Source organism: Enterococcus dispar ATCC 51266 (assembly GCF_000406945.1).
GTDB classification, from domain to species: domain Bacteria; phylum Bacillota; class Bacilli; order Lactobacillales; family Enterococcaceae; genus Enterococcus_C; species Enterococcus_C dispar.
The window spans coordinates 2,201,336-2,220,797 of the sequence record NZ_KE136354.1 but is presented as its reverse complement, the minus strand read 5'-3'; the positions used below and the strand labels follow the sequence as shown (position 1 = coordinate 2,220,797).

Here is a 19,462-nt window from a genome sequence, read left to right as displayed (position 1 = left end):
TTATAAAAAGTAATTATATAAACATTTATTGTAATGTTGACAATTAAAGTTACACGATGTAAGATACGTGTTGTAAAGAAAACGTTTACCATTTAGGAGGAACGATGATGAAAATGAACAAACTATTTGTAGGTATTTCAGCTTTATTATTAGGAACGGTTGTCTTAGCTGGTTGTGGCAGTTCTGGCGCGAAAGATTCTGGTTCAAGTGATGGAAAAACTAAAATTACTTTCTGGGCAGCCCCAAATCCTACCCAAGTAAAGTATTGGGAAGAAATGGCAACTGAATTTGAAAAAGAAAACAAAGATATTGATGTTGAAGTTAGTCAAATGAAAGAAAGCCCATCTTCTGAAGCTACTATTCAAAGTGCGATTGCTTCAAAAACGGCACCGACACTATCTGAAAATATTAATCGTAGTTTTGCAGCACAATTGGCAGCTAGTAAGGCAATTTTACCATTAGATAAAGAAAGTGACTTCAATAATATTGTTGAAAAAAGAAATATGAGTAAAACAATTGAGAGTTGGAAATTCTCTGACGGTAGTCAGTATGTCTTACCAGTATACTCTAATCCAATTTTATTTGGTTGGCGATTAGATACACTAAAAGAATTAGGTTTTAATGAACCACCTAAGACATATTCGGAATTATTAAAAGTTGTTGAAAAAATTAAAGGGACAGATAAAGCTTTATGGGCGAAAAAAGATATCGCTGATCCAACAGCTTGGATGCGTTGGTTTGACTTTTTCCCATTATATGATGCAGCAAGTAAAGGTGCTAATTTTGTAGAAGATAATAAATTTGTTGCGGATGAAAAAGCAATGGAAAATGTTTTTGATTTAATGAGTACATTATCTAAAGACAAAGTATTGCGAACTGGCGAAGCGACAGATCCATTTGAAAATGGCGATAGCGTTATGACAGATATTGGACCTTGGACTTTTCCTAACTGGGCTGAAAAATATCCCGAACTAAAATTTGGTGAAAACTACACAGTTACAACACCTGTTGTGCCAGATGAATTGGCAAATGAAGAAAATGTTTCTACCTACGCAGATGCTAAAGGGATTGTTATGTATGCCCAAGCTACTGAAAAAGAGCAAGATGCTGCTATGAAATTTTTAGAATTTGTTTTTGGTGATGAGAACAACGATATGAAACTATTGGAAACAACTTCTTTAATTCCAGCGCGAGATGATGCAACAGAAAATGCTGCCTTTAAAGAATACTTTGAAAAAAATCCAGTAATGGAAGTTTATGCTGCGAATGTACCAAATGCAGTTCCAGCAATGGATAATGAGAAATACAACGATATTCAACAAGTATTTGGCGAACAAGCATGGGTTCCTGTTGTTCGTGGTGAAAAAGCACCGGAGAAAGCTGTTACAGATGCAAAGAAAGCCGTTGAAGGGGCGCTTCAATAATGAACAAAAATACAAAATTGGGCTGGTTATTTACCAGCCCATACCTTATTTTTACATTTATATTTTTCCTTTTACCATTACTGTGGTCATTTTGGTTAGCCTTAACCAGCTGGAACATGATTTCACCCGATGTTGAGTTTGTCGGAATCAAAAATTTTATCGATGCAGTCAAAAGTCCTGCAATTCAATCGGCTTTTGTTGTTACATATAAGTTTTTGATTGTTTTTGTGCCAATGGCCATGATTATGTCGATGATTATTGCATTATTAGTTAATAGTTTACCGAAGTTAAAGGGATTGTATATGGTAGCATTTTTCTTACCATATCTTTCCAGCGGCGTTGTGACTTCTTTAATTGTTAAAGGATTACTATCTTATAATGGTCCATTCAATACGTTTTTGCGCAATAAAATGGGCTGGGATATTGACTGGTTAGGTAATCCACATACTGCGATTATCATTGTATCTTTGATGATTGCTTGGAAAATGTCAGGCTATTACGGTTTAATTTTAATTTCAGGTTTAAGTAGTATTAACCATGAAATTTATGAAGCTGCTGCAATTGATGGGGTTACTCCATGGAATCGTTTTTGGAAAATTACCTTTCCAATGCTATACCCGGCTTTTTTTACGGTTACGGTTTTAGCAGTAGGGGTAAGTTTTGGAATATTTACCGAGGTCTATCAATTAACAGGCGGAGGCCCCAATTTTGCTACGAATACATGGCAAATGGAAATTTATAATCAAGCATTTGTCGGCTTGAAGTCAGGCTATGCATCTGCGGTGGCTTTATTGGCATCGGTTGTTACTTTTGCATCAATTGGGATTATTCGTAAGCTTTTAGAAAAATGGGGTGAAAGAAATGGTTGGGCTTAAAAGAACGAAGGGACAAACCATTCTACTGTATATCATTACTACCTTAGTAATGTTAATTATGATTTTTCCATTTGTGTACCTCGTAATGCATTCGTTTGCATCGTGGGATCAAGTGGATCGAAAACTGATACCTAGTCATTTTAGCTTACGCTCGTGGACGTGGTTATTTGGCGGTTCTGCTACTTCTGCAAATGTTCCTTGGATTGGCGCGTTTATCAATACGGTAATTGTGGCTACAATTGCGACATTTTTAATGTTGTTATTTGCTTTGATGGTAGGCTATGCGTTAGCAAAAATTGAGTTTAAGGGTAAAAAATTTGTCAATAATTTCATTTTATTTCAAATGTTTTTTCCAGCCATCATCTTATTAATTCCACAGTTTTTAATGATTACCAATATCGGCTTGTTAGATTCATATGCAGGAATGATTATTCCAACGGCTATTAGCTTATGGGCAATTTTTATGTATACAAACTTTTTCAAGGCAATTCCAGATGCCTTGATTGAAGCCGCAAAATTAGATGGTGCTTCTGAATTACAAGTACTGTTTAAAGTGGTTTTACCAATGTCAAAATCAATTACGACAGTCATATTCTTATTTATGTTTACTGATCGCTGGACCAATTTATTATGGGATATGATTGTTTCAAAAAGTGATAGTACTGTTACTTTGAATGTTTTAATCTCCCAAATGTTCGGTCCTTATGGCACTTATCCTGGACCAATGTATGCTGCTTCGGTATTACTGACATTACCATTGATTATCTTATTTTTAATTTTCTCGAAACGATTCCAAGACGGTATGCAGTTTACCTTAAAGTAGGAGTAAGAAAATATGTGGTGGGAAAAAGCAGTTTTTTATGAAATTTATCTTCCTTCTTTTGCAGATAGCAATTGTGATGGCATTGGGGATTTTAACGGAATAAGAGAAAAATTGCCTTACTTGAAGCAATTAGGAATAGATGCACTTTGGCTGACCCCTTTTTATCCCTCTCCCAAAATTGACAATGGATATGATGTGGCTGATTACTGTAATGTAGATAATCAATACGGCTCGCTAGAAGATTTTGAAAAATTGATTAATACAGCAAAAAAATATGGTTTACGTATCATTATTGATGTTGTTTTTAATCACACATCGACGCAACATCCTTGGTTTCAATCAGCTTTAGAAAGTGTCGAATCTGAAAAAAGAGACTGGTATGTATGGAAAGATGAGCCAAATAATTGGGAAAGCTTTTTTGGTGGATCAGCATGGGAATATGATGAAAAAAGTCGGCAATATTATTATCACAGTTTTGCCAAAGAACAAGCTGATTTGAATTGGCACAATCCAGCAGTAAAGCGAGCTATCATTCAAATATTAGATTTTTGGATTGAAAAAGGAATAGATGGTTTTCGTTTTGATGTGATTAATAATTTGACTGTAAGCGAGGATTTTAAAGATAATCCTATGGACGAAATAGGTCGGCAGGTTCATCAAAACGATGTAAATCAACCAGGTGTTCTAGACATCTTAAAAGAAATCAATACGTATATTAAAAAATGTAATCCGGAATTGTTTACCGTTGCTGAAATTAGCTCTGATAATCTTACAGTTATTAATCAATATATTGGATCGGAATTATTTGATACCGCTTTTAATTTTAATTTAGGTAGTCAAAATGAGCTGCGCTTAGATTACTTTGGAGAACAGTATAAAGCCATGAACTCTGTCGCAGAACAATTACCAACACTCTTTTTTAATAGTCATGATATGAGTCGATCTTGGGAACGTTTGGCAGATAAAAATAAAGATATTTATCACTTGTTGATTGTTTTATTAATAATAAATCATGGTGTACCCTTTTTATTTCAAGGGGAAGAATTAGGTTTAGGTGATTTCTTACCAGCTAATTTTTCAGATATTCGTGATATTCAAGCAAAGAATAAGTATTTTGAGATACTACCAAATTGGGATAACGTGAAAGCTTTAGATCAAGCAAACCTGGTTAATCGTGATCGTTCCAGAGGTATGTTACCTTTCCCTGAAAATAAAAATGGCTGGATTGGAATGGCAAAAGTTAATGCAGCGGAAAAAGAAATTTTCACGTGGTACCAAGAACTAATTGGACTACGACGTAAAGAAGGACCATTCTTACCTTTAGAAAATATTCAAGTGAAAAAGGACCTTCTTTCTTATTTCAGCGGTGATATTCAAGTCATACTAAATTTTTCTGAGAAAGCGCATCAAGTTGAATTAACAAAACAGACAGCATGGCAAACTTTATGGTCATATAATCTGCCATATTTTGAAAAAAATAAAATTTACTTGCCTCAAAGAGCAGGTTGGATAGGAAAGAGAATTAAATGATTTACGCAGAAGAATTATTAAAAAAATACAGAGAAAAACAATTTCCTTCTAAAGCCTCCGTTTTAACATTTAAAGATGTGGGAGAAAAAGACGTTTATAATATTACAGCGCCATTTGTACTAGAAGGACAAATAATGCTTGCTGGCAGAGTTGAGTCAAGAGATGATGAGCATTCAGAAATCGTTTTATTTACAGAAAGCGAAGAGAATATATGGGTTCCAATTAAAGATAGTATTCGTTTACCTTTACAAGATCCCTTTTTTACAAAAATTGATGGTTACATCATTTTAGGTGGTGTGGAGGTAAACTTTTTCCCTTCCGGACATGCTAAATGGCGAACTGTGTTTTACCGGCTAGTGTCCGTTCAAAATGCTGTACAAATTTTCGCGGGTCCTTGGGGAATGAAGGATTTACGTTTAAAACAATTAAATAATGGGAAGATTCTTGTATTAACCAGACCACAAGGAACAAAAGGTGGTAGAGGAAAAATCGGTACTTTTGTAATTGACAATTTAACAGATTTATCTGTTGAACGAATTGAAAGTGCGCCACTCCTAGAAAATCAATTTACGGAAATTCAGTGGGGTGGTGCCAACGAAATTCACCAAATAGAAGATACTATTTGGGTTTTAGGTCATATTGCTAATTTTGATGCAGATAACAATCGCCATTATTATGCCATGTCTTTTGAATTAGATTTAGAAAACTTGGCTATGAAAAATGCCAAAATTATTGCAGAAAGAAAAGACTTTGCAGCTGGTCCTGCTAAGCGAGCTGATTTAGGCGATGTAGTGTTTAGTGGTGGTATTGTGCTAAAAGATCAAAAAGCCGAGATATATGCGGGTATTAGTGATGCTGGTGCCCAAAAATTAGAGATTGAAAATCCGTTTAGATAGAGGTTATGACATGAAAATAGATCGTTTTACAGAAAATCCGTTAATTACGCCAGCTGATGTGAGCCCTCTTCATGAAGGTTATGAAGTGATTGGTGCTTTTAATGGTGGCGTTGCCAAATATAATGATGAAGTATTGCTATTACTGCGCGTAGCAGAAAGACCTATCTCAAAAAATCCTGAAATTATTAAAGCGCCAGTTTATGATACACACAAAAAAGAAATGACAATTATCGAATTCAATCGTAATAATTCAGAATATAATTTTGAAGATCCGCGTATGATTCGTCATAAAGACAAGCTGGATAGCTTTGCTTATTTGACCTCTATTTCTTATATTCGTATTGCTCGTAGCAAAGATGGACATCATTTTACTGTTGATGATACTGCGTTTTTATACCCGTTTAATGAGTATCAAAGTTACGGGATTGAAGATGCCCGTTGTACAAAAATTGGCGATACTTATTACGTTAATTTCAGCTCGGTATCACCAGTTGGCGTGTGTGATTCATTAATTGCTACAAAAGATTTTAAAAGCTATCAAGATTTAGGAAATATTTTTGCACCAGAAAATAAGGACGTATTGATTTTCCCTGAGAAAATCAATGGAAAGTATTATGCACTTCATAGACCTTCACTAAAAAGTATCGGTAATTATGATATCTGGATTGCGTCTTCTCCGGATTTAGAAAGCTGGGGACACCATCAGCATTTAATCGGTATTCGTCCTGATTCTTGGGATAGTGGTCGTGTTGGTGGTGGGTTAGTACCAATTAAAACGGCAGAAGGTTGGTTAGTTCTTTATCATGGCGCCACGCCAGAACATCGCTACTGTATGGGAGCTGCCTTATTAGATTTAGAAGATCCTACTAAAGTTTTAGCTCGCTCTAAAAAGCCAATTATGGAACCAGATGCAGTATATGAAAAGAATGGTTTCTTTAGTGATGTTGTTTTTGGATCTGGTGGCATAGTAAAAGATGATCAATTAACCATGTATTACGGTGTTGCTGATACATCAATGGCAGGTTGTACATTTTCTATTGCCGAAATTATTCAACAAATAAAAGAAGGTTAGAAAGAATGAATTGGCAAGAAAAATTACAAGAATGGCAAAATTTTGAAGATTTAGATTTAGACTTAAAAAATGAATTAGATCAAGTGACTAGTCCAGTTGATTTAGAAGATCGTTTTTATCGTTATCTGGAGTTTGGCACAGGTGGTATGCGAGGAGAACTAGGAGTTGGCACGAATCGAATCAATAATTATACGATTAAGCGCGTTGCTTTGGGGTTAGCCGGCTATATTGAAGAAAAAGGAATTACGGCTTGTCAACGTGGTGTAGTAATTTCATATGATAATCGGCACAAATCAAGAGAGTTCGCCCAATGGACTGCCCGTATCTTGGCATCTTATGGCATTAAAGTTTTTCTGTCAGATAAGTTACGTCCTACTCCGGAACTTTCTTATCTCGTTCGGCATTATCATGCTTTTGCAGGCGTTATGATAACGGCTAGTCACAATCCTAAACAATACAACGGCTTTAAAGTATACGGTTCTGATGGCGGTCAGATTACCTTAGAAACAGCTAAGCGTCTGATGTCGATATTAGAAAATATTACCAATGAATTTACAATAACTGCTAAATCTCAATCTTATTACGAAGAAAATGAACTGATTACCATATTTTCAGGTGAAGTTGATCAGTGGTATGTAGAAGAATTAAAAGCTGTTATACAAAATCAAAACCTCGTTGCAAAAGAAGGAAAAAATCTTGCCATTATTTACACCCCACTTCATGGGACAGGGAAAGTTTTAATCAAAAAAGCTTTTTCAACTTTTGGTTTTGAAAATTTAAGAATTGTTGCCGCGCAACAAGAGCCAGACCCCAATTTCTCTACGGTTGTTTCCCCTAATCCTGAAGACCAAGCGGCATTTGCTTTGGCATTGGAAGAAGCAAAGGAAAATTCTGCCGATCTATTAATTGCTACTGACCCGGATGCCGATCGTTTAGGGGTGGTTGTTTTTAAACAAAACGAACCTATCTATTTAAATGGTAATCAAATTGGTGTTTTACTCTTAGATTATTTGATTCAACAAAAATCAACCACAAATCTTGGCGATTATTTTTTATCAAAAACAATTGTTACTTCTGATTTAGGTACAAAAATTGCGGAAAAAAATGGAATTCAAGTCCGAAATACGTTAACGGGTTTTAAATTTATTGGTGAACAAATCGAATTATCTGAACAAAAACAAGATAAAAAATTTCTCTTTGGTTATGAAGAAAGTTTTGGCTATCTAATCTCTCCTTTTGTAAGGGATAAAGATGCGATTCAGGCCGCAACGTTATTAGCAGAAGTTGCACTTGTTTGTAAGCTAGCTGGTAAGACATTGTTAGATCGTTTAGATGAAATTTATCAAGAATATGGCTATTTTGTAGAAGATTTGGAAACAAAAAGTTTTCCAGGAAAAGATGGCATTACTGAAATGGTACAACTAGTTGAGCGATTACGTCAAAAAGAAATATCGCAATTAGCTAATGCGTCAGTTCTATATAAAGAGGATTACGAATTAGGGACGAAAAAAGATTTACAGACAAAAAAGATAATAGAACTGACCTTGCCCCAATCCAATGTCATAAAATTGATTTTAGCAGATGGATCTTGGGTTTGTGTTAGACCATCTGGCACAGAACCCAAATTTAAAATTTATTACTCCGTAAATGCTATTTCAAAGCAGTCGGCAAAAGAAAAACTACAAGCTTTAAAAACAGATTTTCATCAAATGCTGACAGAAATATAAGGTGATTATATGAAAGCAGAAAAGCGAAAGCGAGAATTTGAGGCTAGTATTTTAGATAACTTAAAAGGGGAAATCTTAACTTTTTCAGGTGTGGAAGATTTTGATGTTTATAATTGTTCGCAACCTTTTAAAGTTGACAACGATTGGTATATGTTTGGTCGCATTGAGCGCCGCGAGGAGTGGATGCGTTCATGGGTGAGACTCTTTACAAGGACACAGAAAAATTATTGGGAACTGGTTAAAGATTCGATGATTTACCAATTGGAAGATCCATATATTGCTAAAATTGTAGACGATTTTGTCCTCGGTGGTACCCATGTTCAAGTAAAACAAGAAGATGTTTTAGACACTTATTATGGTTATTTCTATTATGGCAAACAACTAGATAATTTGAAATACTTTACGACAGGGCCAAGAAATATGAAAGATATTCGCATTGTTCCACTTGCGGATGGTCGAATCGGGGTTTTTTCGCGACCACGCGATAAAAAGTTAATTGATGCATATGGTAGTGAATCATTAATTGGTTTTACCATTATTGATAATTTACAAGAGTTGACTGCTGAAAAAATTAACCAAGCACAAATATTGCCTAATTTGTTTGCCGACTTAGAATGGGGCGGTGTCAATCAAGCATTTTTATTGGATACAGGAAAAATTGGTGTAATTGGCCATTTATCCTTTAAGCAAGATGATCAAAGTGTTTACACTATTATGTCTTTTGTCTTGGATCCGCTAACACTAAAAATAGACGACTATCAAATTATTGGAACAAGAAATTGTTATCCAGCAGCACCAGCGAAACGCGAATTTTTGCAAGATTGCTGTTTTCCTTCCGGGATGATTTATCATAATGATGATTTTTGTGAATTATATTCAGGTTTAGCTGATACTTGTGAGGGTGTTTTGACAATTTCGTACCCTTTTAAAGGTCATGGAAGATTAGTTGAAAAGCAATATCTAGTTAATTAATGTATGAAGCCCATAGCAAGTTTTGCTATGGGCTTTTAATGAATTAAAAGAGAAAAATTTTTTATAAGATAGAGATTAACTTAGTAAGCGCCCTTCTAGATGTGTAAAAGAAAGATAAAGAATAAAGCAGCAATCGTTTGGACTGCGCCGACTGATAAGCCATAAAGTAAAAAGCGCGGGCCTTCTTTTAGGAATTTACGAAAATCTAAACGTAAACCAATCGCAGCCAAGGCAATCGTTTCAAACCAAGTGCTGATGAAATGGGCAACTTGATTAATCAAATCCGGTAATGGCAAAAAACTATTCACGATACAGATAATTAAAAAGCCAAGTACATACCAAGGAATTGGAAGTTTTTTTTTAGCTTTTTTTGCTGTCACGATCCCATCACGGGCAACTTTTTGTTCAAAAATAAAAACCACCACGACTAAAAAGATGATACGTGTGATTTTGAAAAGCATTGAAAACTGGACCGTTTCCGCATTGACCAAGCTAGCACCCGCCACGACTTGGCCGACAGATTGCAAAGTTCCGCCTAGAAGGGCACTTTTGGCTAATAAGTTATCTCCAAACAGGTGAATTCCTAAAAATGGCAAGGTGAGCATCATGACAGTCCCCAGTAAATTAACCAGCGTGATAATCTGGCCTTTTTCTGTGTCTTCGGCTTCAATGGCAGGGGCAATTGCACCAATCGCAGATGAGCCACAAACGGCATTTCCACCGGCCATCATTAAGGCCATTTTTTCATTGAACCCAAGTTTGCGTCCTAATGTATAAGCACCGATAATCACCGTACTCATCATTAAAATGACATATAGTAACCCCTTAATACCCATTTCGCTGATTGTTTGAAAAGTGACGGTAAATCCAAGTAAGACCACCGAGTATTCCAATAAACGACTCTCAGAAAATTTTGTGCCGGCGGCTAATTGGGGTTGTTTAAAGAAAGTGTTTCCCAAAATGATACCAAGTAAGATTGCTAAAGTAGCTCCTCCAAGTTGCGGCAGTAAAATGGCTACTAGCTTTGCGATAATTGCTACGGCTAAGGATAAGAAAAAGCCGGGTAAAATTGTTTTATTTTTTTTTAAAGCGTCAACAGACATACGTGCGTTCCTTTCTATCAATGAGATTTCTTTTTTTAAGCAACACAATTCATTATACATGTTATTTTAATTTTTACGATTTATCCACTTAATAGCTAAAATAGAAAAATATAATGAAAGTGATTGTAATCTTTTAGTAGTTAGAAAACTTTTACTCCTGGTAGTGAGAAAAAACGAGTGCGTACTGATTAATCACACTGATTTTAATGGCGACCATAATAAAGCAGCATTCATAAAAAATCCGAACAATGCGGTTAGTTACTGACATTGATCAACAAAATAGGCAATGATTTTAGTCAGGAAATAATTTTTCCTTTGCTTAAAAGGAGTGTAATTGTAAATTTAAATTAATAATGAATTGTCATAGGAATGAATGCTATATTTGAAATCAATATTGAAGGAGCAGGCGTTTTATGAAAAAAATAATTGGAACATTTATTTTTTTAGCAATGAGTAGCACGATGTTTTTCTCGCAGCCCACAGTACTTGCCACCGAAGATAATGTCACCATCTTAACTGAAGAACCACCACAAGAGTTAGTCCAACTGGTTATGTTTCGTTTACCCTATTACAGTGCCATGTTGGCTGTAGATGACAAAATTAGCGACCAGCATCAGGCACTGGGTAAACCTTTTTCGATTTTTAATGATGACTTAAATGAAACAACTTTTTGTTTTCCTTTTTATGTCAATAAAAAGTTAGTCAAGACTGTGATAGGCTACCGTACTCATCAGTCTTGGCAAACCAATTTAAGTGGTTTTTTGGTAGCGGAATTAAAAGATTTATTTACTTCTCAGGATTACTCTTTTGAAAATATTGCCTTTATCCAAAAAAATGAAGATATTTATCTTTTCACTGATGCCCAACCATTGACGTTTTTTTACGATTCAAAAGCATCTATGGGAAGCTTATCACCTGAAAAAGTAAAGTTGAGAAATTTTAGTGAACAGTCATTGGTAACAACAAGTAATACTGCAACCTTTGCTCAAAAAAAAATTTGTAAATCATGACAAGACTGTTTCTAGCTTGGAGTTAAAAAATCAGGGTTTAAATGGTTATACAAAACAAGTCCTTCCTCCACTGACAAAATGGGTAAATATAACAAACATCCAATAGATTTTTTATTTTGTGTGCTTATTTTCAATTGAGTAAGTAGGCTATCATAAAAAATCATTATGTTAATAGTCTTTTACGCTTATTGTACTTTTACTGAAAGTTATGTAAAATTAGTAGACTGAAAACTTTTAGGAGCGATTATAATTATGGCAGTAGAAGATATGTGGCAAGACCGCATGCCGCCCCAAGATATCCAAGCGGAGCAGGCTGTTTTAGGTTCAATTTTTTTGGCTCCCGATGAGCTGATTAATGCGATGGAAGTTTTAGGTGCCAAAGATTTTTATCAACGGCGCCATCAATTAATCTATCAAGCGATGATTAATTTGTTTGATCGCAATGAAGCTATCGACGTGGTGACGTTAAAAGCAGAATTGGAGCGGGGCAATGCGTTAGAAGATGTCGGCAGTGTGGGTTACTTAGTGGAGCTTTCCCAAGCCACTCCTTATGCTGGCAGTATTAGTTTTTATGCGAAAATTGTGGCGGATAAAGCCTTATTACGTAATTTAATTCAAGCGGCAAATAAAATTGTGGCAGCAGGTTATGAGCAAGATGAAGATGTCTCTGCTATTGTCGAAGATGCAGAACGGGGCATTTTAGAAGTTTCCGAGCGCCGCAATAGTATTGGCTTTCAAGCGATTGAAGATGTCTTACAAGAAACATTTCGCAATATCGATCAATTAGCACAAAATGATGAAGAAATCACCGGTATCCCAACCGGTTATCCAGCTTTAGATAAAATGACCGCAGGATTGCAACAAGGAGAATTGATTATCTTAGCGGCCCGTCCGGCTGTCGGTAAAACAGCTTTCGCTTTAAATATTGCCCAAAATATTGGAACGAAAACGGATGCTTCGGTGGCTATTTTTAGTTTGGAAATGGATGCAGAGTCTTTGGTTAAGCGGATGTTATGTGCCGAAGGATTAATTGACGCAGGGCATTTAAAAACAGGGCAGCTAACGGATGAAGAATGGGGTAATTTGGTAGTGGCAATGGGAAGTTTGTCGCGGGCCAGCATTTTTATTGATGATACTCCAGGGATTAAAGTTTCCGAAATTCGTGCCCGTTGTCGGCGCCTAGCGCAAGAGAAAAAAGATTTAGGGTTGATTTTAATTGACTACTTACAGTTGATTGAAGGAACGGGTCGTGAAAATCGGCAACAAGAAGTTTCGGAAATCTCTCGCCAACTAAAAAAATTAGCTAAAGAATTAAAAGTCCCCGTAATTGCTCTCTCCCAGCTTTCTCGTGGGGTGGAACAGCGACAGGATAAACGACCTGTCATGTCGGATATTCGGGAGTCAGGTTCGATTGAACAAGATGCGGATATCGTCGCCTTTTTATACCGTGATGATTATTATCAGCGAGATTCAGATGATCCAGATGAACAAGATGACACCAGAGATAACATTATCGAAGTGATTATCGAAAAAAACCGTTCGGGTGCCAGAGGGACAGTTGAGTTGATGTTCATTAAAGAATATAACAAGTTTTCTTCATTATCCTTACGTGATGATGCCATGTAATAGAAAAGGTGCCAGCTAGAGATAGCTGGCACCTTTTTTGTAGGCAAAAAGATGATAGGATTTTTACAAGAAATATTATGGATACGCTTTTCTTATTTTCCCCCACAGGCAGCAACTCTTCGGGAAAATTCAAAAATGAAAGAGGAATGTATCAAGAATTCATCTTATTGCTTGAGCACCAAATGGGTCCATTTAGCGTTTCTTCTTTTTTTGGCTATACCATTCTTCGTATTCTTCACATAACAATTGCACTTCTTTTTCGCGTCGTAATTTATCATAAAAAGGGTAAAAAAAGTGATTAGGCCAAATACGATTGCCGCAGTCAATTTTTTGGCAGGCACAATTAATTAAAGGCGTGGGCGCAATCCCCAAATAATGGGCCGCTGAGTCCAGATGCGTAAAGCGTTCGTAGTTTTCTTCTTTTTTTATTTGAGCATGTAAAATAAAGGCTTTACTCATACAATTCACTAAGGCAGGGCGTTTAATTGGAATCATGCAATCAAATCCCAATAAAGTGGAGACATAAGCTTGATGATTTTTGGTATAAAAGTCAGCTAAAATAACTGGATTGAGCCAAACCGTATTTTTAGGTGAAAGTTTGCTGCTCGTTAACGGCATAAGACAAAAATCACGAGTAGCAAAGGGTGCTTTTTTAAAATTGTATAAATGTGCGACTGTTTCAAAGAAAATTCTGCTATCTTGGCAACGATACAAAGGAATAATTTTTTTCATCATTAGCTGCGTCGGATTACCATAAACCAACGATACCCCTTCATTACTAAAAACAAATGAATACTGCTGTTTTTGTTTTTCAAAGGGAATTAAAGCATAGTAAATTTTACAGGGTGTAAGTTCAGCATGAGGAATTAAATGGGCAGCTAATTGCAGACGTGACTCTTTGGTTAAAACAAAATGCCGATGTGGTAAAAAAGGCGCAATCTGTTGGCGGACGTGATTTATTTCCTCCCGCAGGTGAAATTTCAAACGGTTTTCATCAATCGGAACATAAGACATATTATCCATATTATCGCTTCCTTTCCCAAGATACTTCTAAATAAAAATACGCATTATTTTGCTAGTTTATTTTCACAAATCAACTTTTGCACATTTTTTTCGTGCCAACGGGTAAAACAAGATTTTCTAAAATGATATTACCGGCCGGAATAAAATAAAAGAGGAAAAATGATGAAAGAACAGCTGATGAATGAAGCCTTAGCGGATTACGATTCTTTATTTCGTCGTGTTTTGACAAGAGAACAAATTTATCCCGATCACAGTGAATATGATGATTGTTTGCAAGAAATGCGTTTTAACCTGATTGAGCTTTTACATGATTACAGAGATTTGGAAGTTTTTAAAGAAGACTACAATAACAGTTACCTGTTTCGCCGTTTTCAGTGGTTGTGTCAAGATTGTCGCCGTAAATATCTAAAAGCCCGACCCGAAACTTTAGAAAACGACCAGGCTGCCCAAATTGCATCAGATTTTGATTTTATTGCGGACGTAGAGTTGGCGGAAATGTTGCAACAAATTTTTAGCCAACTTAGTAATGCGGAACAACATGCCTTTGCAGTCTTACTTGCAGATAGCCAATTCGTCTCAAAAAAGGAAGCTGGACAGGATACGCTTTCCCATCTTTATCGCCGTGGTCGTGGCAAATCCACAAGCAACCAGCGGAAAAAGATTTCCCGCCAAGTCCGCGCTTATTATCGTAAAAAATTACGAAAAAAAGTCGCAGAGCAGATTAAAGAGGCACAGAAAAACTCCTAAAACAAATTTTGTCTGTCATTAAAAAAAGTGACTCTATTGTTACACGTGAAACATTTTGGTAGGAAAAAGTTGTAAGAAGAAGATGGCTGCAAGTTAAAAATGAAAGGTGCAAAAGCTAAAAAGTAAATATTAGGATTTTGTTTAAATCGGAAAGAAATACTGTAGTAGCAATTGACGCTAAGTGAACGCTAGTGTACTATCTCTAATAGTACACTAGCGTTTTTAGAAAAGGAGCAAGCTATGGACAACTATACAATTTTTGCCTTTTTTTACGAGCTGCTTTTTGTTAATCCCGCTGCCTTAATAGGGATGATTATGATTACAGCTTTAATTTGCGTTTTAAAATTATCCTGGTCACGCAAAATTGCCATTTTAATTCCGTCATTATTGCTGTTTTATTATTTAGCAATCAGTTTAGATGCTATTTTTGGCATTGCCACCATTGGCGAATTTCGCCGGTTAATCAGTCTTGGAGAAGGATTAATTCATCCTCAAATGGAGTGGCTGCCACTAGCGGATGGTTTTTCTGCCGGTTTTATTGCCAACATCTTTGTTTTTATCCCAATTGGTTTTTTAATTCCGTTTATGAGCCGTAATTTTGAAAAAATGGGTAAAACAGTATTATTAGGTAGCGGCCTTTCTTTGGCAATTGAAATCAGCCAAATTTTCACATTATATCGCGCCACCGATATTAATGATTTACTGACCAATACCTTTGGCACACTGCTGGGGTGGTGCTGTTTTAAAATTGCAACAAAACTTTTCCGGCGCCAAAAAACAAACTTACCAGAATCCCAAACGCGCTATTTACCGATATTTGTAGTAGTAATAGCTTTTCTCAATGTTTTTTTCTTATTTTAGATTAATAGACAGGTGGGAAGTAAGTTAGGGTCTGTGATACGAGTAAATCTTGTCTCGATAAGACAATTTTAAATAGTTGTCTAGCTAGGGGCACTTGTTTTATCCTCCTAGAATCCTTAATATCTGATTAAACCTGTTTATTCTTTAAGGGGAAAAATTATAAAAAAGCGATTTTTAAAAATTCAATTTGTCTTTGGGCTTTATGTTTGTATTTATTTAGCAGCACTCTACTTTTCAACAGGGTATGGGGTGGGATTCAAATTAGATGATAATCAATTGATTGGCTATATTCTTTGTGGTATTTCATCCCTACTTTTGCTCTTGTCTTTTTTTACTAGAGAAATCAAAAATAAAAAGCAGTTTGCGCTGTTGTTTGCTGTTTTTTGTTCTGCTTTATTACTCGTAACGTTATTTGTTGTTAATTTTAATGAAGCTTTCTGGTATTTTATTTTCTTTATCTTTTTTATTCCCATCAGTGTGATCGGCAATGTTATTGGCTTTCTAATAAAAAAGTAGAGGAATTCATTTCACGCCATACTTTTGGCCTCGTAAGGTATGCGGATAATAGTTTACAGGAATTATCACTAATTGTGGTGTGCTGTTTTGCTGAATGTTTTTTGTGTAAAAAAATGCCACCTAAATGATTATTTAGGCGGCGCATTTTTGCCATTCACTAAGTCTTATCAGAATAGATGAGATACTAGATACTACTATTTTATTTCTGTTATTAAACAAATTTCACTTTTAAAAATCAGTACTCAAAAATATTAAGAAAACGTTAAAAAGGCAGAGAATATATCTCTGCCTTTTCTTTATATTACCACATTTTTGCTTGAAATTCAAGATTGCATTTTTTACTACAATTGTGGTATTTAGTCTGCAAAGGGGTGATAGGGATGGATTTTAAAAATGATTTTTCGTTATTTTATAGTGATTCTTCTCAAGCAATCGCTAAACTTAAACACGATTTGGTCCGCGTAACTAAAGTTGCAGGCTACAAGCTCACCATTAAACAAGTGACAGCTATTTATGAAGCCCGTAATATTTCACTAATGGAAAATCATTTAATCGATTTCTCTTTGGAAAATACGGTACAACTGGCAGAAATGCTTTTGGAAACGCGTTTAGACGTAAACCCTTTTGTTAGTGAGTTGCAAGAGGTGACGGCGATTTTTTACTATTTACGGGCATCCGAAAATAATGCCTACAGCGATGAAGATTTGATTGCGCAAATTGCAGCTGTTTTTGCCCATTACGAAAATGATTTGGAAAATACAATTGGATATTTTGAAAATCATCCATTACTTTCAGAGGGGGAAGCATTATGGAATATGGAATAACGCATAATCAGCAAGAATATCGCGACTTATTAATCAATGTGATTTTATCCCGCTTAAGCGGCTCGTCTGTTCTTGCGGTAGAAGATGTTGAAAATATTGAAATGTCTATCAACTTTGTCTTAAATAAGTGTGAGGCAGGTTCGCTTATTGAACGCTATCAACAAGGCCGGCAGGTTTTGCAAGAGCAGGTGGAAGCGACAAAAGTTTTATATGAGAAAATCTTGATCCAATATAAAAGTTACGAAATAGAGGCATTAAAGGGTAGTATTACAGGGTTTAAAGATTTTTTTCAACAATATGATTTAAATTTTGGTGCTCACCTTGTCCTAGGGGTTTGTCTAGATTACCAGTTGGCAGAGCCGGTAGATGACCAGTTGTATCAAGGAATCGATTTTGTTTGGCACTATTTAACCAATTTTTATTGTGAGATGCAGTTTTTGAATAATATTTCTGAAGCAGTTATTCTTATAACCCTAGAGGAATACAGTCACGATTTGGGAATTGATTATCGTGTTGATGTGAATAATGTTTACGAAGTGATCTTCAATCAGGTGTTCACCCACATCTTTTTGTCAAAGAGTGTTACTTCTAATACGTCCTTAGTGCTATCTGAAAATGAGGCGTCTTATCTGCTTGCCCACAAAGACGAAATTTATCTTACTTTAAGTCAAATAAATTTCATTAAAGAAAATCGTTACTATCGACATTCTTTAAAAAAATTGCAGACAAAGCTAAACCATATTACGAATGTCGCTGATTTAAGCGGCTTGCTTCTTATTAAAAAAGCGCCGCAAGATAAAATTATTTTTGCCGAACCTATGTCAGCTTTAGTATATACCCAGTTAACTGCCGCTATTGAGTCAGGAATGAGTTTAAAAACAGTGGCGCAAAAAATTGCCTCGCCTTTTGATTTAATCGCGCTGCGTGAAGATAGAGTACTTACTGAAAATGAATTTTCAAAAGTAGTAGCCTATCTTGATCTAACAGTATTCATCGCTTTTTTACTGTGGGTAAAATCAGAGCAGCATAACGAATGGTTGCAAATCAATGATATTTTAAAAGCAGAAGATAAGGCAATTTTGCCTTTAAAAAAACGTCTATCACAGATGACTGCCGCTGAAATCACACGCGTTAATCAGGCTTTAGCAACAATAAAAGTAGCCGGCAATGATTTCTTTTAGAAAAATCAGAGTGGGGAGTTGTTCATCAATTTTTTCAGCAATAAAATTTTTCTATGGTGCAACATAATGGTAAAGTTGCGCTTATTGGTGCTATCTTTTCTACCAATACCTGCGACAATCGTTAATTTTTGCAACAGATAGAAAATGGAAAAGTATTTTTGAAAGTAGTATATTGATAGTAGTGATAGTCAAGATTTTTATAAAGGAGACTGATTTGTTCCGGCGCACTATTCCTTACGCAAGATAAAGTAAGTCAGTGAAACGTGGAGAGAAGACCAAACCAATTAAACTAAAAAATTTTCCGATTTTTTATGTTTATTTGGTGAGCCGTCTATCCACGTTTTTTGTTGTGTTCATTGGTCTGATTATCACGCATAAGGAGTAGAGTGTATGGAATTTTTACGCGTAAAACCACGTCTTTATCAACAAAGCCGCGATGCTATCTGGTTAGATCTGCATATTTCGCACCAATTATTGAAGGCCCATCTGGATCAAACAACAGATGGCGCTTCCCGCAAGAAGTTGTTCATAAGTGATTCAGTCAACTGGATTGCTTCACTTATGAAAGATGCGCCGAATAGTTCGCTTTTAGACTTAGGATGCGGCCCTGGATTGTATGCTGAAAAACTAGCATTAAAAGGTTATGCTATCACAGGTATTGATTTTTCTGCCGCGAGTATAACTTACGCCCTAGCCTCAGCAAAAAAGAAAAAACTAACGATTCAGTATTTCTTAGGAAATTATGTTGACTATGACTTTGCCACAGCATCTTATGACTGTGTGTTGCTGATTTATTGTGATTTAGGTGTGTTCTCCCCAGCAGCTCGAAAGCAGCTATTCCGCAAAATTTACCAATTGTTGAAACCGGGTGGTCTTTTTATCTTTGATGTTTTTACATCAAAATACTATCAAAGTTTTGGTGATTCAACTGCTTGGGAAATTGAAGTGGGCGGTTTTTGGAGTCGTAAAAAATGTCTTCACTTGCAGAAAAATCAACACTATGTAAATACGAATACCTATTTGGAAAGTCACTATTTAATTTATCCGAATCATTATAAAGAGTTTTTTATTTGGGATACAGTATTCACGCCGACAGAATTAAAAAATGAACTTCACCAGATTGGTTTTTCAAGTAGTACGGTTTTCGGAGATGTCGCAGGAGCAAGCTATGATGAAGCAAGTACAACGTTTTGTCTCGTTGTGCAAAAATAATAGTAAGACGATCCCTTTTTACACAAGGTGATAAAAACCA

Annotated in this window: 17 protein-coding genes; 15 read left to right on the top strand and 2 right to left on the bottom strand. The window is 35.8% G+C overall.

Annotated elements, in window-relative coordinates; all coding sequences use genetic code 11:
• The first annotated feature begins 107 nt into the window (after positions 1–107).
• Genes RK01_RS10465 through RK01_RS10430 form a run of 8 tightly spaced genes read left to right on the top strand, consistent with a single transcriptional unit; the run spans position 108 to position 9,319 of the window.
• Positions 108–1,424 carry an ABC transporter substrate-binding protein gene (locus RK01_RS10465; protein ID WP_016173257.1) on the top strand — a complete coding sequence of 439 codons (1,317 nt, stop codon included), beginning with the start codon at positions 108–110 and terminating at the stop codon, positions 1,422–1,424.
• Positions 1,424–2,299 carry a carbohydrate ABC transporter permease gene (locus RK01_RS10460; RefSeq protein ID WP_016173256.1) on the top strand — a complete coding sequence of 292 codons (876 nt, stop codon included), beginning with the start codon at positions 1,424–1,426 and terminating at the stop codon, positions 2,297–2,299. Before RK01_RS10465 ends, RK01_RS10460 begins: the two co-directional genes overlap by 1 nt.
• Positions 2,286–3,122 (top strand): carbohydrate ABC transporter permease, encoded by an 837-nt coding sequence (locus tag RK01_RS10455; protein ID WP_016173255.1) that lies wholly within the window; start codon positions 2,286–2,288, stop codon positions 3,120–3,122. Before RK01_RS10460 ends, RK01_RS10455 begins: the two co-directional genes overlap by 14 nt.
• A gap of 12 nt (positions 3,123–3,134) precedes the next feature.
• The gene (locus RK01_RS10450; protein WP_016173254.1) at positions 3,135–4,652 is read left to right on the top strand and encodes an alpha-amylase family glycosyl hydrolase; all 1,518 of its coding nucleotides are present in this window, start codon (positions 3,135–3,137) and stop codon (positions 4,650–4,652) included.
• Entirely contained in the window at positions 4,649–5,548 is a 900-nt protein-coding gene (locus RK01_RS10445) for a DUF1861 family protein (RefSeq protein WP_016173253.1), read from the top strand. The genes RK01_RS10450 and RK01_RS10445 overlap by 4 nt, the downstream gene beginning before the upstream one ends.
• A gap of 10 nt (positions 5,549–5,558) precedes the next feature.
• On the top strand, positions 5,559–6,620 hold the full coding sequence (locus RK01_RS10440; RefSeq protein WP_016173252.1) for a BtaManbiosPhlase: 1,062 nt from the start codon (positions 5,559–5,561) through the stop codon (positions 6,618–6,620).
• A 5-nt stretch (positions 6,621–6,625) separates the two neighbouring features.
• Positions 6,626–8,347 (top strand): phospho-sugar mutase, encoded by a 1,722-nt coding sequence (locus RK01_RS10435; protein ID WP_016173251.1) that lies wholly within the window; start codon positions 6,626–6,628, stop codon positions 8,345–8,347.
• Between the two features lie 9 nt (positions 8,348–8,356).
• The gene (locus RK01_RS10430) at positions 8,357–9,319 is read left to right on the top strand and encodes a DUF1861 family protein (RefSeq protein WP_016173250.1); all 963 of its coding nucleotides are present in this window, start codon (positions 8,357–8,359) and stop codon (positions 9,317–9,319) included.
• A 95-nt stretch (positions 9,320–9,414) separates the two neighbouring features.
• Here RK01_RS10430 and RK01_RS10425 read toward each other — a convergent pair whose 3' ends face one another.
• Positions 9,415–10,422 carry a YeiH family protein gene (locus tag RK01_RS10425; RefSeq protein WP_016173249.1) on the bottom strand — a complete coding sequence of 336 codons (1,008 nt, stop codon included), beginning with the start codon at positions 10,420–10,422 and terminating at the stop codon, positions 9,415–9,417.
• A 413-nt stretch (positions 10,423–10,835) separates the two neighbouring features.
• Here RK01_RS10425 and RK01_RS10420 point away from each other — a divergent pair, with 413 nt between their 5' ends.
• Both RK01_RS10420 and dnaB read left to right on the top strand, forming a co-directional pair.
• On the top strand, positions 10,836–11,432 hold the full coding sequence (locus tag RK01_RS10420) for a hypothetical protein (protein ID WP_016173248.1): 597 nt from the start codon (positions 10,836–10,838) through the stop codon (positions 11,430–11,432).
• 252 nt (positions 11,433–11,684) lie between these two features.
• Positions 11,685–13,058: a replicative DNA helicase gene (gene dnaB / locus RK01_RS10415; RefSeq protein ID WP_016173247.1), complete on the top strand. Its 1,374-nt coding sequence runs from the start codon at positions 11,685–11,687 to the stop codon at positions 13,056–13,058.
• A 192-nt stretch (positions 13,059–13,250) separates the two neighbouring features.
• Here the strand turns inward: dnaB and RK01_RS10410 are convergent, their stop codons facing one another.
• Positions 13,251–14,081: a hypothetical protein gene (locus RK01_RS10410; RefSeq protein ID WP_016173246.1), complete on the bottom strand. Its 831-nt coding sequence runs from the start codon at positions 14,079–14,081 to the stop codon at positions 13,251–13,253.
• A 162-nt stretch (positions 14,082–14,243) separates the two neighbouring features.
• Here RK01_RS10410 and RK01_RS10405 point away from each other — a divergent pair, with 162 nt between their 5' ends.
• The 5 genes from RK01_RS10405 (at position 14,244) to RK01_RS10380 (ending at position 19,422) form a co-directional block, all read left to right on the top strand.
• On the top strand, positions 14,244–14,828 hold the full coding sequence (locus RK01_RS10405; RefSeq protein WP_016173245.1) for a sigma-70 RNA polymerase sigma factor region 4 domain-containing protein: 585 nt from the start codon (positions 14,244–14,246) through the stop codon (positions 14,826–14,828).
• Between the two features lie 240 nt (positions 14,829–15,068).
• Complete coding sequence (locus tag RK01_RS10400; RefSeq protein WP_016173244.1) at positions 15,069–15,689, top strand: VanZ family protein; 621 nt, start codon at positions 15,069–15,071, stop codon at positions 15,687–15,689.
• An 896-nt stretch (positions 15,690–16,585) separates the two neighbouring features.
• Entirely contained in the window at positions 16,586–17,029 is a 444-nt protein-coding gene (locus tag RK01_RS10390; RefSeq protein ID WP_016173243.1) for a DUF6323 family protein, read from the top strand.
• Complete coding sequence (locus RK01_RS10385) at positions 17,014–18,210, top strand: DUF6179 domain-containing protein (RefSeq protein ID WP_016173242.1); 1,197 nt, start codon at positions 17,014–17,016, stop codon at positions 18,208–18,210. Before RK01_RS10390 ends, RK01_RS10385 begins: the two co-directional genes overlap by 16 nt.
• 390 nt (positions 18,211–18,600) lie before the next feature.
• The gene (locus RK01_RS10380; protein WP_016173241.1) at positions 18,601–19,422 is read left to right on the top strand and encodes a class I SAM-dependent methyltransferase; all 822 of its coding nucleotides are present in this window, start codon (positions 18,601–18,603) and stop codon (positions 19,420–19,422) included.
• Positions 19,423–19,462 lie beyond the last annotated feature (40 nt).

What these genes read in the sequence shown, in the direction of transcription:
- RK01_RS10460 (WP_016173256.1), top strand. Translation starts at nt 1,424, where the DNA reads ATGAACAAAAATACAAAATTGGGCTGGTTATTTACCAGCCCATACCTT.
- RK01_RS10425 (WP_016173249.1), bottom strand. Translation starts at nt 10,422, where the DNA reads ATGTCTGTTGACGCTTTAAAAAAAAATAAAACAATTTTACCCGGCTTT.
- RK01_RS10410 (WP_016173246.1), bottom strand. Translation starts at nt 14,081, where the DNA reads ATGGATAATATGTCTTATGTTCCGATTGATGAAAACCGTTTGAAATTT.
- RK01_RS10435 (WP_016173251.1), top strand. Translation starts at nt 6,626, where the DNA reads ATGAATTGGCAAGAAAAATTACAAGAATGGCAAAATTTTGAAGATTTA.
- RK01_RS10420 (WP_016173248.1), top strand. Translation starts at nt 10,836, where the DNA reads ATGAAAAAAATAATTGGAACATTTATTTTTTTAGCAATGAGTAGCACG.
- RK01_RS10440 (WP_016173252.1), top strand. Translation starts at nt 5,559, where the DNA reads ATGAAAATAGATCGTTTTACAGAAAATCCGTTAATTACGCCAGCTGAT.
- dnaB (WP_016173247.1), top strand. Translation starts at nt 11,685, where the DNA reads ATGGCAGTAGAAGATATGTGGCAAGACCGCATGCCGCCCCAAGATATC.
- RK01_RS10450 (WP_016173254.1), top strand. Translation starts at nt 3,135, where the DNA reads ATGTGGTGGGAAAAAGCAGTTTTTTATGAAATTTATCTTCCTTCTTTT.
- RK01_RS10405 (WP_016173245.1), top strand. Translation starts at nt 14,244, where the DNA reads ATGAAAGAACAGCTGATGAATGAAGCCTTAGCGGATTACGATTCTTTA.
- RK01_RS10445 (WP_016173253.1), top strand. Translation starts at nt 4,649, where the DNA reads ATGATTTACGCAGAAGAATTATTAAAAAAATACAGAGAAAAACAATTT.
- RK01_RS10390 (WP_016173243.1), top strand. Translation starts at nt 16,586, where the DNA reads ATGGATTTTAAAAATGATTTTTCGTTATTTTATAGTGATTCTTCTCAA.
- RK01_RS10455 (WP_016173255.1), top strand. Translation starts at nt 2,286, where the DNA reads ATGGTTGGGCTTAAAAGAACGAAGGGACAAACCATTCTACTGTATATC.
- RK01_RS10380 (WP_016173241.1), top strand. Translation starts at nt 18,601, where the DNA reads ATGGAATTTTTACGCGTAAAACCACGTCTTTATCAACAAAGCCGCGAT.
- RK01_RS10465 (WP_016173257.1), top strand. Translation starts at nt 108, where the DNA reads ATGAAAATGAACAAACTATTTGTAGGTATTTCAGCTTTATTATTAGGA.
- RK01_RS10400 (WP_016173244.1), top strand. Translation starts at nt 15,069, where the DNA reads ATGGACAACTATACAATTTTTGCCTTTTTTTACGAGCTGCTTTTTGTT.
- RK01_RS10385 (WP_016173242.1), top strand. Translation starts at nt 17,014, where the DNA reads ATGGAATATGGAATAACGCATAATCAGCAAGAATATCGCGACTTATTA.
- RK01_RS10430 (WP_016173250.1), top strand. Translation starts at nt 8,357, where the DNA reads ATGAAAGCAGAAAAGCGAAAGCGAGAATTTGAGGCTAGTATTTTAGAT.